The sequence below is a fragment of the Pseudomonas sp. GM102 genome (assembly GCF_000282555.1).
GTDB lineage: Bacteria > Pseudomonadota > Gammaproteobacteria > Pseudomonadales > Pseudomonadaceae > Aquipseudomonas.
Genome location: NZ_AKJB01000054.1, coordinates 9,601 through 25,840 on the forward strand (window position 1 = coordinate 9,601; position 16,240 = coordinate 25,840).

At 61.6% G+C, this 16,240-nt stretch carries 12 protein-coding genes; 11 read left to right on the forward strand and 1 reads right to left on the reverse strand.

Annotation, left to right across the window (positions count from 1 at the left end; all coding sequences use genetic code 11):
* Positions 1 to 74: 74 nt before the first annotated feature.
* From PMI18_RS17325 to pgaD, 11 genes are all read left to right on the forward strand, one after another.
* Positions 75 to 503, forward strand: coding sequence for a MarR family winged helix-turn-helix transcriptional regulator (locus tag PMI18_RS17325; protein ID WP_007899573.1), 429 nt, complete (start codon positions 75 to 77; stop codon positions 501 to 503).
* Positions 500 to 2,572 carry an FUSC family protein gene (locus PMI18_RS17320; protein ID WP_007899580.1) on the forward strand — a complete coding sequence of 691 codons (2,073 nt, stop codon included), beginning with the start codon at positions 500 to 502 and terminating at the stop codon, positions 2,570 to 2,572. Before PMI18_RS17325 ends, PMI18_RS17320 begins: the two co-directional genes overlap by 4 nt.
* Positions 2,569 to 2,778 carry a DUF1656 domain-containing protein gene (locus tag PMI18_RS17315; protein ID WP_007899582.1) on the forward strand — a complete coding sequence of 70 codons (210 nt, stop codon included), beginning with the start codon at positions 2,569 to 2,571 and terminating at the stop codon, positions 2,776 to 2,778. The genes PMI18_RS17320 and PMI18_RS17315 overlap by 4 nt, the downstream gene beginning before the upstream one ends.
* Positions 2,775 to 3,662 (forward strand): efflux RND transporter periplasmic adaptor subunit, encoded by an 888-nt coding sequence (locus tag PMI18_RS17310; protein ID WP_007899584.1) that lies wholly within the window; start codon positions 2,775 to 2,777, stop codon positions 3,660 to 3,662. The genes PMI18_RS17315 and PMI18_RS17310 overlap by 4 nt, the downstream gene beginning before the upstream one ends.
* Positions 3,659 to 5,107 carry an efflux transporter outer membrane subunit gene (locus tag PMI18_RS17305; protein ID WP_007899586.1) on the forward strand — a complete coding sequence of 483 codons (1,449 nt, stop codon included), beginning with the start codon at positions 3,659 to 3,661 and terminating at the stop codon, positions 5,105 to 5,107. The genes PMI18_RS17310 and PMI18_RS17305 overlap by 4 nt, the downstream gene beginning before the upstream one ends.
* An 81-nt stretch (positions 5,108 to 5,188) precedes the next feature.
* Positions 5,189 to 5,824 carry a hypothetical protein gene (locus PMI18_RS17300; protein ID WP_007899588.1) on the forward strand — a complete coding sequence of 212 codons (636 nt, stop codon included), beginning with the start codon at positions 5,189 to 5,191 and terminating at the stop codon, positions 5,822 to 5,824.
* 308 nt (positions 5,825 to 6,132) lie between these two features.
* Positions 6,133 to 7,644 carry a YdgA family protein gene (locus PMI18_RS17295; protein WP_033036313.1) on the forward strand — a complete coding sequence of 504 codons (1,512 nt, stop codon included), beginning with the start codon at positions 6,133 to 6,135 and terminating at the stop codon, positions 7,642 to 7,644.
* Between the two features lie 414 nt (positions 7,645 to 8,058).
* Positions 8,059 to 10,539 carry a poly-beta-1,6 N-acetyl-D-glucosamine export porin PgaA gene (pgaA, locus tag PMI18_RS17290; RefSeq protein ID WP_007899592.1) on the forward strand — a complete coding sequence of 827 codons (2,481 nt, stop codon included), beginning with the start codon at positions 8,059 to 8,061 and terminating at the stop codon, positions 10,537 to 10,539.
* A gap of 12 nt (positions 10,540 to 10,551) precedes the next feature.
* Complete coding sequence (pgaB, locus tag PMI18_RS17285; protein ID WP_007899594.1) at positions 10,552 to 12,549, forward strand: poly-beta-1,6-N-acetyl-D-glucosamine N-deacetylase PgaB; 1,998 nt, start codon at positions 10,552 to 10,554, stop codon at positions 12,547 to 12,549.
* A 1-nt stretch (position 12,550) separates the two neighbouring features.
* Positions 12,551 to 13,906: a poly-beta-1,6-N-acetyl-D-glucosamine synthase gene (gene pgaC / locus PMI18_RS17280; protein ID WP_007899596.1), complete on the forward strand. Its 1,356-nt coding sequence runs from the start codon at positions 12,551 to 12,553 to the stop codon at positions 13,904 to 13,906.
* Positions 13,903 to 14,430, forward strand: a complete 528-nt coding sequence (gene pgaD / locus PMI18_RS17275) for a poly-beta-1,6-N-acetyl-D-glucosamine biosynthesis protein PgaD (RefSeq protein WP_007899597.1) — start codon at positions 13,903 to 13,905, stop codon at positions 14,428 to 14,430. Before pgaC ends, pgaD begins: the two co-directional genes overlap by 4 nt.
* A 177-nt stretch (positions 14,431 to 14,607) precedes the next feature.
* Here pgaD and PMI18_RS17270 read toward each other — a convergent pair whose 3' ends face one another.
* A complete protein-coding gene (locus PMI18_RS17270) occupies positions 14,608 to 16,137 on the reverse strand; it encodes an apoptosis inducing factor family protein (protein WP_007899598.1) in 1,530 nt (509 codons plus the stop codon).
* Positions 16,138 to 16,240: the final 103 nt, after the last annotated feature.

The window sequence follows — 16,240 nt, forward strand, 5'->3', positions numbered from 1 at the left end:
CTCGAATGCCATATTGATAGTTAGCAAACTAACAGTGTGTGTATTCCCTCGTGCCGAACCTCGCCGCTCTCCAGATGAACATCAGCAGCTCCATGGTGGTGGCCGCCAGGCATTGGCGCAAGATCTGCCAGACCACGCTGGTCAACTATGGAATCTCCGAAGCCTGCGCCGTGCCGTTGTTGATGATCGGGCGTTTGGGCGAGGGTGTGCGGCAGGTGACGGTGGCGCAGGCGGCGGGGATGGAGAGTCCGTCACTGGTGCGTTTGCTGGATCAGTTGTGCCAGGCCGGTTACGTCTGCCGTACCGAAGACGCCCATGACCGCCGCGCCAAGTGCCTGAGCCTGACCGAGACCGGTCGCGAGCTGGTGCAGGCGGTCGAAATCGAGTTGGTGCGCTTGCGTCATGAAGTGCTCGAAGGGATCGACCAGGGTGATCTGGAAGCGGCGCTGCGAGTACTGAGAGCCTTCGAAGCGGCCAATCATCCAGCGGTGGCTCAGCCTTGAGCGGATTTTTCACCGGCGTACCCCCGGCGCGGGACTGGTTCTACGGTGTGCGCACGTTCGCGGCATCGATGATCGCGCTGTACATCGCCATGCTCATGCAAATGCCCCGTCCGTATTGGGCGATGGCCACGGTGTATATCGTTTCCAGTCCGTTCGTCGGCCCTACCAGCTCCAAGGCGTTGTACCGCGCCGTTGGCACTTTGCTCGGTGCGGCGGCGGCGGTTTTTTTCGTGCCGATGTTTGTGCAGAGCCCTTATGTGCTGGTGCTGGTCATCGCGCTGTGGACCGGGATTTTGCTGTTCCTGTCCTTGCATTTGCGCACCGCCAACAGCTACGCCTTGATGCTCGCCGGTTACACCTTGCCGCTGATCGCATTGCCGGTGGTGGATAACCCGCTGGCAGTGTGGGACGTGGCCGAGGCGCGGACCGAAGAGATCTTCCTCGGCATTGCCGTGGCAGCAGTGGTCGGCGCCATGTTCTGGCCACGGCGGCTGGCGCCGGTGTTCAACGATTCGGTGAGTAAATGGTTCGCCGATGCCTCGATCTACAGCCTGCGCTTCCTCAGTCGCAATGTGCAGCCGGACGAAGTCAGCGCCCTGCGTTCATCGATGGTGGCGAATTTCAACAGTCTGGAATTGATGATCGGTCAATTGCCCCACGAGGGCGCGCGACCGCAAACGGTGCGTAATACCAAGGAGCTGCGCGGGCGAATGATCCATTTGCTGCCGGTAATCGACGACCTCGACGATGCGCTTTACGCCCTCGAGCGGCGCACGCCGGAGCTTGTGGATAAGTTCGCGCCGCTGCTGGCCGCGACCACCGAATGGCTCGATCACAAAGACGCTGACCTCGAACGCTGGCAGGCCCTGAAAAACCGGCTCGAAGCGCTGCAACCGAGTGCCGAGGCGCTGGACGACCGCAAGCAGTTGTTGTTCTCCAACGCCCTGTATCGCCTCGGCGAATGGATCGATGTGTGGCAAGACTGCCGCAGCCTGCAATACGCCATTCAGTGCGAGAGCCAGGACAGTTGGCGCGCGGTGTATCGGCACTGGCGCCTCGGTCGGCTGTCGCCGTTTCTCGATCGTGGGTTGATGCTCTATTCTGCGGCGTCTACGGTCACCGCCATTATTGTCGCCTCGGTGCTGTGGATTCTGCTCGGCTGGACTGACGGCGGCAGCGCGGTGATCCTGGCGGCGGTGGCGTGCAGTTTCTTCGCGTCGATGGACGACCCGGCGCCGCAGATCTACCGGTTTTTTTTCTGGACCGCGATGTCGGTGCTGTTCGCCAGCCTGTATCTGTTTCTGATCCTGCCGAACCTGCATGACTTCCCGATGCTGGTGCTGGTGTTCGCCATCCCGTTCATCTGCGTCGGTACCCTGACGGTGCAGCCGCGTTTTTATCTGGGCATGCTGCTGACCATCGTCAACACCTCGTCTTTCATCAGCATTCAAGGTGCCTACGACGCGGATTTCCTCAGCTTCGCCAACTCCAACCTGGCCGGGCCCATGGGTTTACTGTTCGCTTTCATCTGGACCCTGATCGCCCGGCCATTCGGTGCGGAACTGGCGGCCAAACGCCTGACCCGTTTCAGCTGGCGCGACATTGTGAGCCTCACCGAGCCGGCTTCGTTGGCCGAACACCGGCAATTGGGCGTGCAGATCCTCGATCGCCTGATGCAGCACTTGCCGCGGCTGGCCATGACCGGCCAGGACACCGGGATCGCCCTGCGGGAAGTGCGCGTGGCGTTGAATCTGCTCGACCTGCTGGCTTATACGCCGCGTGTGGTTGGCGTGCCGCAGGTGTTGTTGCAGCAAGTGGTGGCCGAAGTCGGCGAGTATTTCAAGGCCTGTCTCAAGGCTGGCGAGCGTCTGCCGGCGCCCGGCCCGTTGCTGATGACCCTCGATCGCACCCGTCGCGCCCTCGGCGGCCAAAGTGATGACCAAACCCGTCTGCACCTGCTGCACGCCTTGAGTGGCCTGCGTCTGGCCCTGTTGCCGGGGGTTGAATTTGTCGGCACGGGCGAACGTGAAGAACCGCTTCCCCATGGCATCGATGGAGCGCCTTTATGATCGGTGATCTGGATATCAGTGGGGTGTTCCTGCCCACGCTGCTGGTGCTGATGGGCATTACCTACGTGTTGTACCTGTTGGTGCACGGGTTGCTGACGCGCCTGCACTTTTACCGTCTGGTCTGGCACCGGGCATTGTTCAACGTGGCTCTCTACGCTGTGCTGCTCGGCGCCGTGGACTCACTCAGTCGATACCTGATGACATGAAAAAACCTTTTTTGACCCTCGGCCGCGTGATCCTGACGCTGTTGATCGTGACCTTTGCCGTTGTCGTGGTCTGGCGCATGGTCATGTATTACATGTTCGCGCCCTGGACCCGAGACGGGCACATCCGCGCCGACATCGTGCAGATCGCCCCGGACGTGTCGGGGCTGATCCAGCAAGTGGAGGTGCGCGATAACCAGTGGGTGAAACGTGGCCAGGTGCTGTTCAGCATTGATCAGGACCGTTTCAAACTGGCGCTGCGCCAGGCAAAAGCGGCCGTCGCCGACCGCCAGGAAACCCTGGCCCAGGCCCAGCGCGAGGCCAAGCGTAACCGTGGCCTCGGCAATCTGGTCCCGGCTGAACAACTGGAAGAAAGCCAGTCCCGTGTCGCCCGCGCCGAAGTGGCGTTAATGGAGGCGCAGGTAACGGTGGACAGCGCTCAGCTCAACCTCGACCGTTCAGTGATTCGTAGCCCGGTGGACGGCTACGTCAACGACCGGGCGCCGCGTTCCCAGGAGTTCGTCACCGCCGGGCGGCCGGTGTTGTCGGTGGTGGACAGCAATTCCTTCCACATCGACGGCTATTTCGAAGAAACCAAACTGGATGGCATTCATGTCGGCCAAGGCGTCGACATTCGGGTGGTCGGCGACCGTGCTCGCTTGCGCGGGCATGTTGAAAGCATCGTCGCCGGCATCGAAGACCGCGACCGCAGCAGTGGCAGCAATCTGTTGCCCAACGTCAATCCGGCGTTCAGCTGGGTGCGGCTGGCCCAGCGAATTCCAGTGCGAATCGCTTTTGATGAGGTGCCGGAAGATTTCCGCATGATTGCCGGCCGTACGGCCACGGTGTCGATCATTGACGAGCAAACCCGGGAGCCGGCGAAATGAGCAGGGCTTCGGGTTTGGCGGTGGCCGGATTAGGCTTGCTGCTGTCGGCCTGTCAGGTGGTCGGGCCGGATTATCATTTGCCGGACGAGGCTGTCGTGCACCGTGAAGATTTGCAGGGCGATCTGGCGGTGAACGGTAAAAATGTCGTCTCGGCACCGGTGCCCGCCGATTGGTGGCGCCTGTATCAGGATCCGCGTCTGGACCAATTGGTGCAGCAGGCCATGGCCTCCAACACCGATTTGCGGGTGGCGGCGGCGAATCTTTCGCGGGCTCGCGCTCAGGTCGACGAAGCACAGGCGGCGGGCGGTTGGAGCGGCGGTGTGAAAGTCGGTGCCCAGCGTTTACAGGAGTCCGGCGAAGCGTTCTTGCTACCGGAGAAAGTGCCGGTGGCCAACGTTGGTGACATCGGCATCACCACCTCGTATCAGTTCGACCTGTTCGGCACGTTGCAGCGCGGTATCGAAGCGGCCAAAGCCAATGCCGATGCGACTCAGGCGGCAGCGGACACCGCGCGGATCACGTTGGTGGCCGATGTGGTGCGGGCCTACACCCAGGTTTGTGCGGCCAATGAAGAACGGGAAATCGCTCAGCATTCTCTCGACCTGCAAGCCCAGAGCACCACGCTGACCCAGCGTTTGCGCGATGCCGGGCGCGGCGATGAAACCCAGGTCACCCGTTCGCAAACCCAATTCAAATCCTTGCGCGCCGATATGCCGCGTTATGAAGCCGCACGTCAGGCCGGACTGTTCCGCTTGTCGATGCTGCTGGCCAAACCGGTCGAGCAATTGCCGGCGGGCACCAGCGACTGCGCCGAGTTGCCAAAAATTACGCAATTGTTGCCGGTGGGTGACGGTGCAACCTTGCTCAAGCGCCGGCCCGACATACGGCAGGCCGAGCGCAGATTGGCGGCCGCAACCGCCGGGATCGGCATTGCCACCGGCGAGTTGTACCCGGACATCAGCATCGGCGCGAGCATTGGCACGGTCGGCATTCTGGAAAACCTCGGCAAACCGTCGACCAATCGCTGGGGCTTTGGCCCGTTGCTGAGCTGGACCGTGCCATCCAACGGTTCCCGCGCGCGGATCCGTGAGGCCGAAGCCGCGACCCAAGGCGCGCTGGCGCATTTCGATGGCGTGGTGCTCAACGCCATTCGCGAGACTCAAACCGGCCTGGCGCAATATGCCGCCCAACTTCAGCGCCGCGATGCGTTGGCCGACGCCGAACAGTCGGCGCAACTGGCGGCAGACCAGACCCACCGCTTCTTCCAGGCCGGTCGCGCGTCGTTTTTGGCGGACCTGCAAGCCACCCGCACCTACACCGATGTACGGGCGCAACTGGCCTCGGCCAACACCCAAGTCGCCATGAGCCAGATCGATTTGTTCCTCGCTTTGGGCGGCGGCTGGGAAAGCGGACGAACGCAAGGCTCACAACCCGGCAAACCCTGAGGCCGTTGCTATGCTTTGATTTGATGGGGGCGCGCGGCGAACCCGTCGATCAAGGCTTGCGTTGATCATGGGGATCTAATAATGAAAAACCCTTACGCTCCCGGCTTCTGGTGCGCCATTGCGGCATTGGTTTTGCTGTCGGCCACCTATTTCTACGGCGTCATGCTGGCCCACCAGCTCGACACGGCGCTGATATTCCTCGACAGCGCGGCGGCGTTGATCGCCGTGATGGCTATCGTGGTGGTCGCCTGGGCTTCACTCCAGGGCCAGCGCATCAAGAAACGACAACTCGAACAAGGCAAGACCCTGGTGCTGATCTGGGACACCAAGGTGGCTTTGCGTCGCGTCGAAACGGTGTTCGACCGGTATTTCTGGGGCAGTTACTGGCAACCGGGACGCACCTTCCAGGAAGTCATGGGCGAACTCACCGGCACGCCGCTGGAAAAAAGCCTCGAAACCTTGAAAAAGCAATGCCTGGCGCTGGACAAGCAAGTGGCCGACGAGGGGTGGCACTGGCTCAACAATGCGCGAGAGCTATCGGATGTCGCCAACGCCATGGCCCGCGAGCGCTATCAACTGGACTTCTGCGACCCGCGCGCGGAAGTGACCGGCGGGGCGGTGATCAATCGGGATTTTGAAGTGCTGGTGTATACGTGGACTGCGCGGCTCAAGAGCTTTGATCATCAACTGGATGAGATTGAGGTTCAGTATTCCTGAAATGATGTTGGCTGGACTGATGCCTTCGCGGGCAAGCCTCGCTCCTACAGGATTTGTGTCATTTGCGAAATTTGCGCACGACACAAATCCTGTAGGAGCGAGGCTTGCCCGCGAAGGCGATCTCATGACCACTGAAACTCTCGACCCCATGCGCGAGCCATAGACACTCTTTCACCTTTAATCATTGGGCCGCTTTGCGGCGCAAATGCTAATCTCCATCCCACTTTCAGCGCAGTCGTGACCGCAACCCGTCATGGGTTCAGGGAAGACGACCACACTTTCAACAACGGACATTGAACGGGTACTTCATGAATAAATCAGCAGGCGTGCTTCTAGGAATTGTTGTGGCCATCGGTGCAATCAGCGCTGGCGGTGCGTGGTACACCGGCAGCAAACTCGACGGGGTGCTGAACACTTCGATCGCCGACGCCAACAAAGAGCTGCAAGCCGCGCTGGCTGGTTCCAACGGTACGGCGTCGCTGGAGCTGGTGTCGCTGGACCGCCATGTGTTCAGCAGCACCGCGCACTATCGCCTCAAGGGCGAAGGCGAGATGTTTGGTGAAGCGCCGGTCGAGCTGCTGTTCGCCGACCGCATCGAACACGGCCCGCTGCCGTTCTCGCGTCTGGTATCGCTGAAGTGGCTGCCGGTCCTGGCCACCAGTCACTACGAACTGGAAAAGACCCCGCTGACCGAAAAGTGGTTCGCCGCCGCCAAGGACAAATCCCCGGTCAAAGGCGTGGTCAACATCGGCTACGACAACTCCACCAAGGGCACCCTCGAGTTTCTGCCGCTGGAAGCAGCGCTGGATGACAAGTCCAACCTGACATTCTCCGGGTTGAAACTCGACGTGGCCGCCAGCGCCCAGGCGCAAAAGGTCAAGGCCGACGGTTACATGGACAGCCTGAAACTGACCACCGTGGCTGAAGATCAGACTCCGGTGCAGGTCGAGCTCAATGGCTTGACCGTGGCCAGTAACCTGAACAAAAGCACCTACGGTTATTACACCGGCGAAAACACCGTCGTGCTGACCAGCAGCAAAACCACCTTCGGCGCCAAGCAATCGGTACTTGGCGTCAAGAGCTTTGAAATGAAGAACCAGACCGAGGAAACGGGTACCAACGCTTCGGGGCGTGCCGATTACAAAGTCGGTGAAGTGTCCTTGAACGGCAAGGTTATCGGCTCTGCGAAGATGGCCATGAGCCTGAAAAACCTCGACATCCCGTCAACGATGTCGCTGATGCAGATCTACCAGACCAAACTGCAACCCTACGAAAGGGCCGCCGCTGAAGCCGCTGCCGCCGGTGAACCGGCGCCGGAGCTGAACCTGACCCCGGCCGAAGAGGCACAGGTCAAGTCCGGCCTGGAGAAACTGCTGGCTGCCGGCCCGCAGGTAGCCCTGGAAAACCTGTCGTTCAACACCAGCAACGGTGAAAGCCGCGCCAACCTGGTGCTGGACCTGACCAAACCGCAATCCATGGACCTGCCGCCAGACCAGTTGGTCAAGCAATTGATCGCGCTGCTGGATTTCAACGTACTGGTGTCCAAGCCAATGCTGGTTGACGTGCTCACCGTGCAGTCGCAAATCGATGGCCAGACCGACGCCAAGCTCATTGCCGATCAGGCCAGCGCAACCGCCGACATGTTCAGCAGCATGGCGGTCGGCACACAATTGGCGAAACTGGACGGTAACAATGTCGTCACCAAGCTGCACTACGCCAACAATCAGGTGGACTTCAACGGCCAGAAAATGACCCTCGAAGAATTTGTCGGCTTCGTGATGAGCAAACTCGGTGGCACTGGCAACGTCACCATCCAGTAAAACCGCAGGCTTCAACGCAACGCCCGGCCTCTGCAACACGCAGACGCCGGGCGTTTTGCTGTCTGGGGTTTCGAAACGGGGAGCGGGAGGAGGTTCCAATGCCAGTCAGTCAAGGCACGGAACCTGTGGGAGCGGGCTTGCCCGCGATAGCGATCTATCAGTCAACATCTTTATCGACTGACACGACCTCATCGCGGGCAAGCCCGCTCCCACAGGTTCTGCATCTTGACTGACTGGCATTGAGAGAAGGCCCGAGCGTCACGAATCTGAATAATTATTGTGCGCTGCATCGTCGACTACGCTTGCATGCAAGACTGCTTCGATAAAGCTTGGCTGGGGTCTTTCGACCCGGCTTTCCGCTACGAATGGGCAAGGGACATTGTGACCCGGCTGGCCATGTAAGGATGCTGACGAATGCCGTGTATTGCTGGTCCCTTTATTCATCGTGGGTTGCGCCCCCTGTTTCGCGTTGCGCTGTGCGGCCAGTTGTTGTGGCCGATGCAGGCGTTCGCCGACACCCCCTACGACCAAATGGTTCGCGATGCACGGGCCGGCAACTACACGCCTGCGCTGACGGTATTGCGTCAGGTGCCAGTCAACCAGGCCACCACCGGCCAGATCAGCGATCACTTGCAGATCGCCAGCTGGGCCGGTCTGGACGCCGAAGTGGTCCAGGTCTATGAAACCCAGGGGCATAATCGGGCGCTGCCGGTTCAGGCCCTGACCGCCACCGCGCGTGCCTATCGCAACCTAAAGCGTTGGGACTCGGCGACCCAGGTGTACAACAAGGCCTTGGCCCTTGAACCGCAACATCCCGACCTGCAGCTGGGGTTGGCGATGACCCAGGCCGACGCCGGTAAGCCTGACGAGGCGGTTGCCCGCGCCAGGGCGCTGGTGGCGGCGAAACCGGATGATCCTTCCCGCCGCTTGGCCCTGGCCTACGCCTTGACCCGCGCCGGTGCCACCTACGACGCATTGTTTGAATACGACCAGGCTTTCATCCGCGCCGGCAGCAAGCCCGACGTCGCTCGGGAATACGTGATTGCCCTGCAACGCGCCCGTCTGCCAGAACCGGCCTTGCGCCTGGCCCGTCAGCGACCGGGGTTGCTGGATCCGGTTACGCTGCGACGCCTCGAAGGTGACCTGGCCGCAGAACGCGTGCGCCTGGCCGAGCTGGCCACGCGCAGCGAAACAGAACGTTATGTGATCGCTGATCGGGCTCTGGCCGATTACGACCAGTTGTTGACGACCTGGACGCCGGACGCTCAGGCCCACGATGACGTCATTCGCTGGCGAATCGATCGCATGGGCGCCCTCAAGGCCCGTGCCCGCACCGCTGATGTGATCGGCGAATACCAGAAATTGCTCGCCGAAGGTGTGAAGATTCCGACCTATGCCCTGCGCTGGGTGGCGTCGTCCTATCTGGACCAGCATCAGCCAGAAATCGCCACCGATTTGTATCGTCAGGTGCTGGTGGCGCCGGATGCCGATGTCGGCGACCGCCTGGAAGACAGCACCGCGCTCTATTACGCCTTGCTCGAAAGCGACAAAGCTGATAAAGCACGTCAGGTCGCCGAAGACGTGGCCAAGACCCAGAAACCGCGAATCGAGCTCAAGGGCTTGCCGGTGGGTAATCCCAACGATGAATGGATGGACGCGCAGCAACTGGCCGCCCAGGCCGGCACTTACGGCGCTGATCTGCCGTCGGGCGAGCAGCGTTTGCAGACACTGGTGGATCAGGCCCCGGGCAACCTCGGCCTGCGTCTGGCCCAGGCCGATCTGTACCTGGCTCGGGACTGGCCACGGCGCGCCGAAAATCAGCTCAAGGAAACCGAGAGCATGGCGCCACGGGACATCGGCCTGGAAGTTGCGCAAGGCCACACCGCCATGGATCTACAGGAATGGCGGCAGATGGATGCGCTGACCGACGATGTGGTCGCGCGTTTTACGGACAACCGTCAGGTCCAGCGTTTGCAGCGTCAGCGTGCAGTCCACGACATGGCCGAGCTGCGGGTGGAGGCCTACGGCGGCAAGAGTTATGGCGGTGGCGACGGCGATGTCGGGGCGGTTAACGGCAGTCGCGATTTTGGCATCGAAACCACGCTGTACAGCCCGCCCATCGATGAAGACTGGCGCGTATTCGCCGGTGCCGGTTACGCCACCGGCGACTTCCAGGAAGGCACCGGCCACCATCGTTTTCAGCGCGTCGGGCTAGAGCGCCGGACCCGCGACATGACCCTGGAGGCGGAAGTCTCCAACCATTCCTACGGCTTCGGTGACAAACAGGGTGCGCGCCTGGCGATTGCCCGAGACATCGACGATCACTGGCAGTACGGCGGCAGCCTCGAATACCTGTCGGCGCAAACGCCGTTGCGGGCCTTGAACAGCGACATCACCGCCAACGGGGGCAGCGGTTTCATCCGTTGGCGCGCCAATGAGAGCCGTGAGTGGAGGCTGGCGGTCAGCCCCTCGCACTTCAGTGACGGCAACAACCGTGTCGAAGCCTTGCTCACCGGTCGCGAGGGTGTTTACCGCGCGCCGGGGTTGCAAGTCGACCTCGGCCTGGAGGTCGGCACCAGCCATAACTCCAAGTCCGACGACGTGCCGTATTTCAACCCCAAATCCGACTTCAGCGTGCTGCCGACGGTGAACGTCAACCACGTGCTCTATCACCGCTATGAAACTTCCTGGAGCCAGCAGTTCCAGGCCGGTGCGGGCACCTATAGCCAGCGCGATCACGGGACCGGCGGCGTCGGCCTGTTGGGTTACGGCCAGCGCTACAGCTGGAACGACGTATTCGAGGTGGGCGGCCTGCTGAGCGTGATCAACCGGCCCTATGACGGCGACCGCGAAACCGATCTGCGCCTGCTCGTAGACCTCACTTACCGCTTCTAGAAGAGTTTGAAGATGCCTTTTATTTCGCGTTTCATCCTTCTGCTGGGAGCGCTGTTGATCAGCGCCTGCGCCCAGCAAGCCCCGGCCTTCGCACCGCCGTCCGAGCGCCCGGTGTCGGCCAATGAAAAGCCGTGGCCGAAAAACCACGTACTCGGGATCGCTTACCACGATGTCGAAGACCGTGACCCCGATCAGGCGGTAGTGGCCGTGCGCACCGAGCGTCTGCTCGAGCAACTGGCGTGGCTGCGGGAGAACAACTACAAACCGGTCACCATCGACCAGATCATGGCCGCTCGCAACGGTGGCCCCGAGCTACCGCCACGGGCGATCGTGCTGAGTTTCGACGATGGTTATTCGAGCTTCTACACCCGCGTGTTGCCAGTGCTGCGCGCCTATAACTGGCATGCCTTGCTGGCGCCGGTCGGGGTGTGGATCGATACGCCGCTGAACCAGCCGGTGGATTTCGCCGGTACACCGCGCAAGCGTTCGGACTTCTTGACCTGGGAGCAGATCCGCGAGATTTCCCGATCCGGCCTGGTGGAAATCGCCGCCCATACCGACGCCAGCCACAAAGGCGTGTTGGCCAACCCGCAAGGCAACCTGCAACCGGCGGCCGCAACCCGGCGCTATGACGCCGCTACCGGTCGCTATGAAACCGAAGCCCAATTCCAGGCCCGGATGCGCGCCGACGTGGCGGCCATCTCGGAGAAGATCCGCAAGGTCACCGGTTACAAACCGCGTGTCTGGGTCTGGCCATACGGCGCGGCGGACGGCACCTCGCTGCAAGTGGTCAACGAGCAGGGTTATCAGATGGCCCTGACTCTGGAAGACGGCCTTGATGCCCTCGACAACCTGATGAGCAGCCCGCGCTTTTTGGTAGCCTCGGACCCGGATGGCGAACACTTCGCCAACAGCATCGTCTCGGTGCAGACTGAATCGCCGATGCGCGTGGTGCATGTGGACCTGGACAACGTCTACGACGCGGACCCGGCCCAACAGGAAATCAACCTCGGCAAACTGATCCAGCGCATGGCCGACATGGGCGCCAACACGGTGTTCCTGCAAGCCTTCGCCGACCCTGTGGGCGATGGCCTGGTACATTCGCTGTACTTCCCCAACCGTCACCTGCCGGTGCGCGCCGACCTCTTCGACCGCGTGGCCTGGCAGTTGCGTACTCGGGCTAACGTCAAGGTCTTCGCGTGGATGCCGGTGCTGAGTTTTGCCCTGGATTCGAAGCTGCCGCGAGTCACTCGCTGGGACCCGGAAACCGCTACCACCTCGATCGATCAGGACCAGTACAAGCGCTTGTCGCCATTCGATCCGAACGTGCGGCGCATCATCGGTGAAATCTACGAAGACATGGCGCGCCTGACCTCGGTCGACGGCGTCCTCTATCACGATGACGCGGTGCTGTCGGACTTCGAAGACGCCGGGCCTGAAGCCCTGAAGGTTTATGCCGCCAACGGTCTGCCAGGTTCGATTGCCACCCTGCGTGCGGATCCGGCCACCCTGCAACGCTGGACGCGATTCAAGAGCCGCTACCTGATCGATTTCACTCACGAACTGACCGCCAAGGTCCGCGCCATTCGTGGCCCGCAAGTAAGAACGGCGCGCAATATTTTCGCCGAGCCAATGCTCAACCCCGAGAGTGAAGCGTGGTTCGCGCAGAACCTCGACGACTTCCTGGGCGCCTACGACTGGACGGCGCCAATGGCCATGCCACTCATGGAAAAACAGAGCCGCCAGCAATCCGGCCCTTGGCTCGAAACGCTGGTGGCAACGGTCAAATCGCGCCCCGGCGCACTCGAGCGCACGGTGTTCGAATTGCAGGCCCGTGACTGGACGAAAAAAACCGACGCCGACATCGACGGCGAACAGTTGGCTGACTGGATGGGCCGCCTCAAGCGTCAGGGCGCCACCAGTTTCGGCTACTACCCGGACAACTTCCTTGAGAACCAGCCGGACCTGAAAACCGTGCGGCCCGCGCTCTCCAACAAGTGGAATCCATAACATGCTGGACAGACTTCTAGCCCTGCTGGTTCTGGCGATCGTCCTTGGGGTTCCCCTCGGGCTGATCTTTCTGCTCACCGGACAGTTCCTGATGGACTTCGTGTTCTTCTATCCACTGTTCATGTCGGGACTGTGGATCGCCGGCGGCCTGTATTTCTGGCTGCACTGGGAGCGGCACTGGCCGTGGCAGGACGACACTTTGCCGCCACCGCTGGCCGGCGAACCGCTGATCTCGATCCTGATCCCTTGCTACAACGAAGGCGACAACGCCGCCGATACCATCCATGCGGCGCTGGCCCAGCATTACCCGAACATCGAAGTGATCGCGATCAACGACGGCTCCAAGGACAGCACCGCCGCGGTGCTCGATGCACTGGCGGCGCAGGATCCGCGTCTGCGGGTGCTGCACCTGGCGGAGAACCAGGGCAAGGCCGTGGCCCTGCGCATGGGCGCCATCGCGGCGCGCAGCGAGTATCTGGTGTGCATCGACGGCGACGCATTGCTGGCGCCGAACACCGCGGCGTATCTGGTGGCGCCGATGCTCGACAATGCACGACTGGGCGCCGTGACAGGCAACCCGCGAATCCGCACCCGTTCGACCTTGATCGGCCGCGTACAGGTCGGCGAGTTCTCGTCGATCATCGGCCTGATCAAGCGCACCCAACGGGTATTCGGGCGGATCTTTACCGTCTCCGGGGTGATCGTCGCCTTCCGTCGCACGGCGCTGAACCGGGTCGGCTACTGGAGCCCGGACATGATCACCGAAGACATCGACATCAGTTGGAAGCTGCAACTGGATCACTGGAGCATTTTCTACGAGCCCCGCGCGTTGTGCTGGATTCTGATGCCGGAAACCCTCGGCGGCCTGTGGAAGCAGCGTCTGCGCTGGGCCCAGGGCGGCGCCGAGGTGCTGTTCAAGAACATCCGTGGCATCTGGCAATACCGCCATCGTTACCTCTGGCCGCTGCTGTTCGAATATTGCCTGTCCACTGGTTGGGCCTTCACGTTCCTGCTGTCGGTGATTTTCTGGGGCGTCGGCAAATTCGTTGAAATGCCGGCAGCCATTGCCGTCGATCACCTCATGCCACCGGCGTTTACCGGGCTGCTATTGGCAGTGGTCTGCCTGGTGCAATTCGCGGTCAGCATCCTGATCGACCGCCGTTATGAGAAGGGCCTCGGCAAGACCATGTTCTGGGTGGTCTGGTATCCGCTGGTGTTCTGGTTCGTCAGCCTGCTCACCACTCTGGTCAGTTTCCCCAAAGTGCTGTTCGGCCAACATCAGAAGCGCGCGCGCTGGGTCAGTCCGGACCGGGGCATCAAGCCGCTGAATGACGATGAAGAGGAGGTCATCAAATGAAAATCATCAGAACCCGGCAGCGGCCCTTTCTGGTCGTGATCGATGTTTTTCTCACCGTGCTCGCCTGGGTCGGTCTGCTGTATTTACTGGCGCGGGGGGTGTGGCCGTTGTTCGATACCCATGACGGCCCGCGCATCGATGCGTCATTTTTCGACGCCCTCGGCACGCTGCAGATTTACCTGTGGGTGGCGTTGTTGAACGCGGTGATCCTGATCTCGTGGGCGCGTTATCAACAGCGCAAAAGCAAGAGCTTCGCCCAGCGCCGTTTGCCGGCGCCGGTGGTGGATGATCAGGGGCTCAGCAAAAGCTTCAAGCTGAGCGGCGACCGGCTGGCGAAACTGCGTACGCCGGGTTCGATGACCATTCATAACGATCAGGATGGCGATGTCAGCCATGTCGTTACGCACTTCTTCCCGGTCGCCCCGGCTGACCTACCGCCGCCTTTGGCGCCGCTGGAGCATCCGCTGGTGATCCGTCTGTCAGCCGAAGATGACGACAACCGCGAGCCGCTGAGCCACGTCTAGATCGCATTCCCCGTGGCGAGGGGGCTTGCTCCCGCTGGAGGCCGAAGGACTCCCACTTCTCGCACGGCGCTTTACCTGATAGAGCACCGTTGCTGATTTTGCGTCTGCTGCGCAGACGAACGGGAGCAAGCTCCCTCGCCACAGAAGTTTACGGTAGTCGGCGGGGAGGAACAGCCGTCAATTCATGTCCCGAACCAAGCGCCACGCCTCGTCCACCGACAACGGCTGTTTCATCCGTTCAGCGAGCATCGCCATCGCCCGCTCTTCATCGCAGGCCACGGCCGCCGCCACCACGCCGTTCTTGCCGAACAGGCCAATAAATGGTGGATGGTCAGGATCACCCTTGAACTCGACCTCGTCCCAGGCCTGGGCGTGACCGAGGTAGTCGTAGTTTTTGCCGAAGTGCCAGGTCCAGAAATACGGTACGTCGAGGTAGCGTTCGTCGCCGCCGAGCATGTTCGCCGCCGCAATCCGCGCCTGTTGCTGGGCCAGGCGCCAATGCTCGATCCGTTGGGGCTGGCCGTTGAGCGGAAAGGTCGCGATATCGCCGACGGCCCAGAGCCCGTCGGTCACGCGCATCCCGCCGTCGACCTTCAACGACAGATCCTTTTCTTTGGGCAAATCGGCAAACGGGGTTGTTGCCGGGGTGACGCCGATGCCGACCAACACCAGATCCGCCGGCAAGCGCTGACCATTGTCCAGCAGCACCGCTTCGACTTTGCCTGCGCCTTCGATCCGGGCCGCTTCGCCATCGGTATGAAACACCACGCCGTTGGCCTCGTGCAGGGCACGAATCGCTTTGCCGACGGCATCGCCGAAGTGCGCCTCGAACGGGATGGCATGGCGGGCCAGGACAGTGACATCCAGGCCGTACTGGCGCAGGGATGAAGCGGATTCCAGAGCAATGAAACTGTCGCCAACGATCACTGCCCGTTGACCGGGTTTTGCACTCGTCAGAATCCGCTGCGCCTGGGCCTTCGAGCGCAGCACGAATACCTGCGGCAGATCGGCGCCAGGCAGCGACAGGGTTTTGGGTATGCCACCGGTGGCAATCACGGCGGCGTCATAGCTCAACGATTGACCATCGGCCAGGCGCAGAGTCCGGTCCGATGCATCGAGGCCCATCACATCGCTGTTTATCCGTTCAATGCGCTGTTCTTGATAAAAACTTTCATCGCGCAGAGGCGGGACTTCATCTGGCGGCATCTCGCCTGCAATCACGAATTTGCTCAACACCGTACGGTCGTAGCCCGCCTCGGGCTCACGGTCGATCAGCAATACCCGGCCGCCGAAACCTTTCTCCCGCAGCGCCGCCGCACAGGCTGTACCTGCAGCACCGGCACCGATGATCACAAAGGTTCGCTTATCGTCCGCCGGTGGGGTGCTCGCGGTGGGCATCGGCTGGTCGTCGACCCAGACCTCATCGTCGCGGATTTCCAGCGGATAGCGTCGCAGGCTGTCCAGGGACGGCGGCTCGCACAACGCACCGTCTTCGAGCCGGTAAGCCGCCTTGTGCCATGGGCAGATCAGCCGTCCCTCACACAGCGCACCTTTGGCCAGCGGTGCCCCGGCGTGGGGACATTTGCCTTGATAGGCGCGCAATTGATCGCCGACCCGCAGCAAGACGATTTTCGTCTTGTCGATCCGGACTTCAAGGCCACGGTCTTGGGGCACATCGGCGAAACGGGCGACGCGGTGCAGTGCCATGATCGCTCTCCAGGCAGGTGTTTCACTTAGGAGTTTGGCGCTTATTCCCAGGTTCAGCCAATTCTGCTGCCACCGCACGAACGGTCCGGCTATAGTTTGCGAG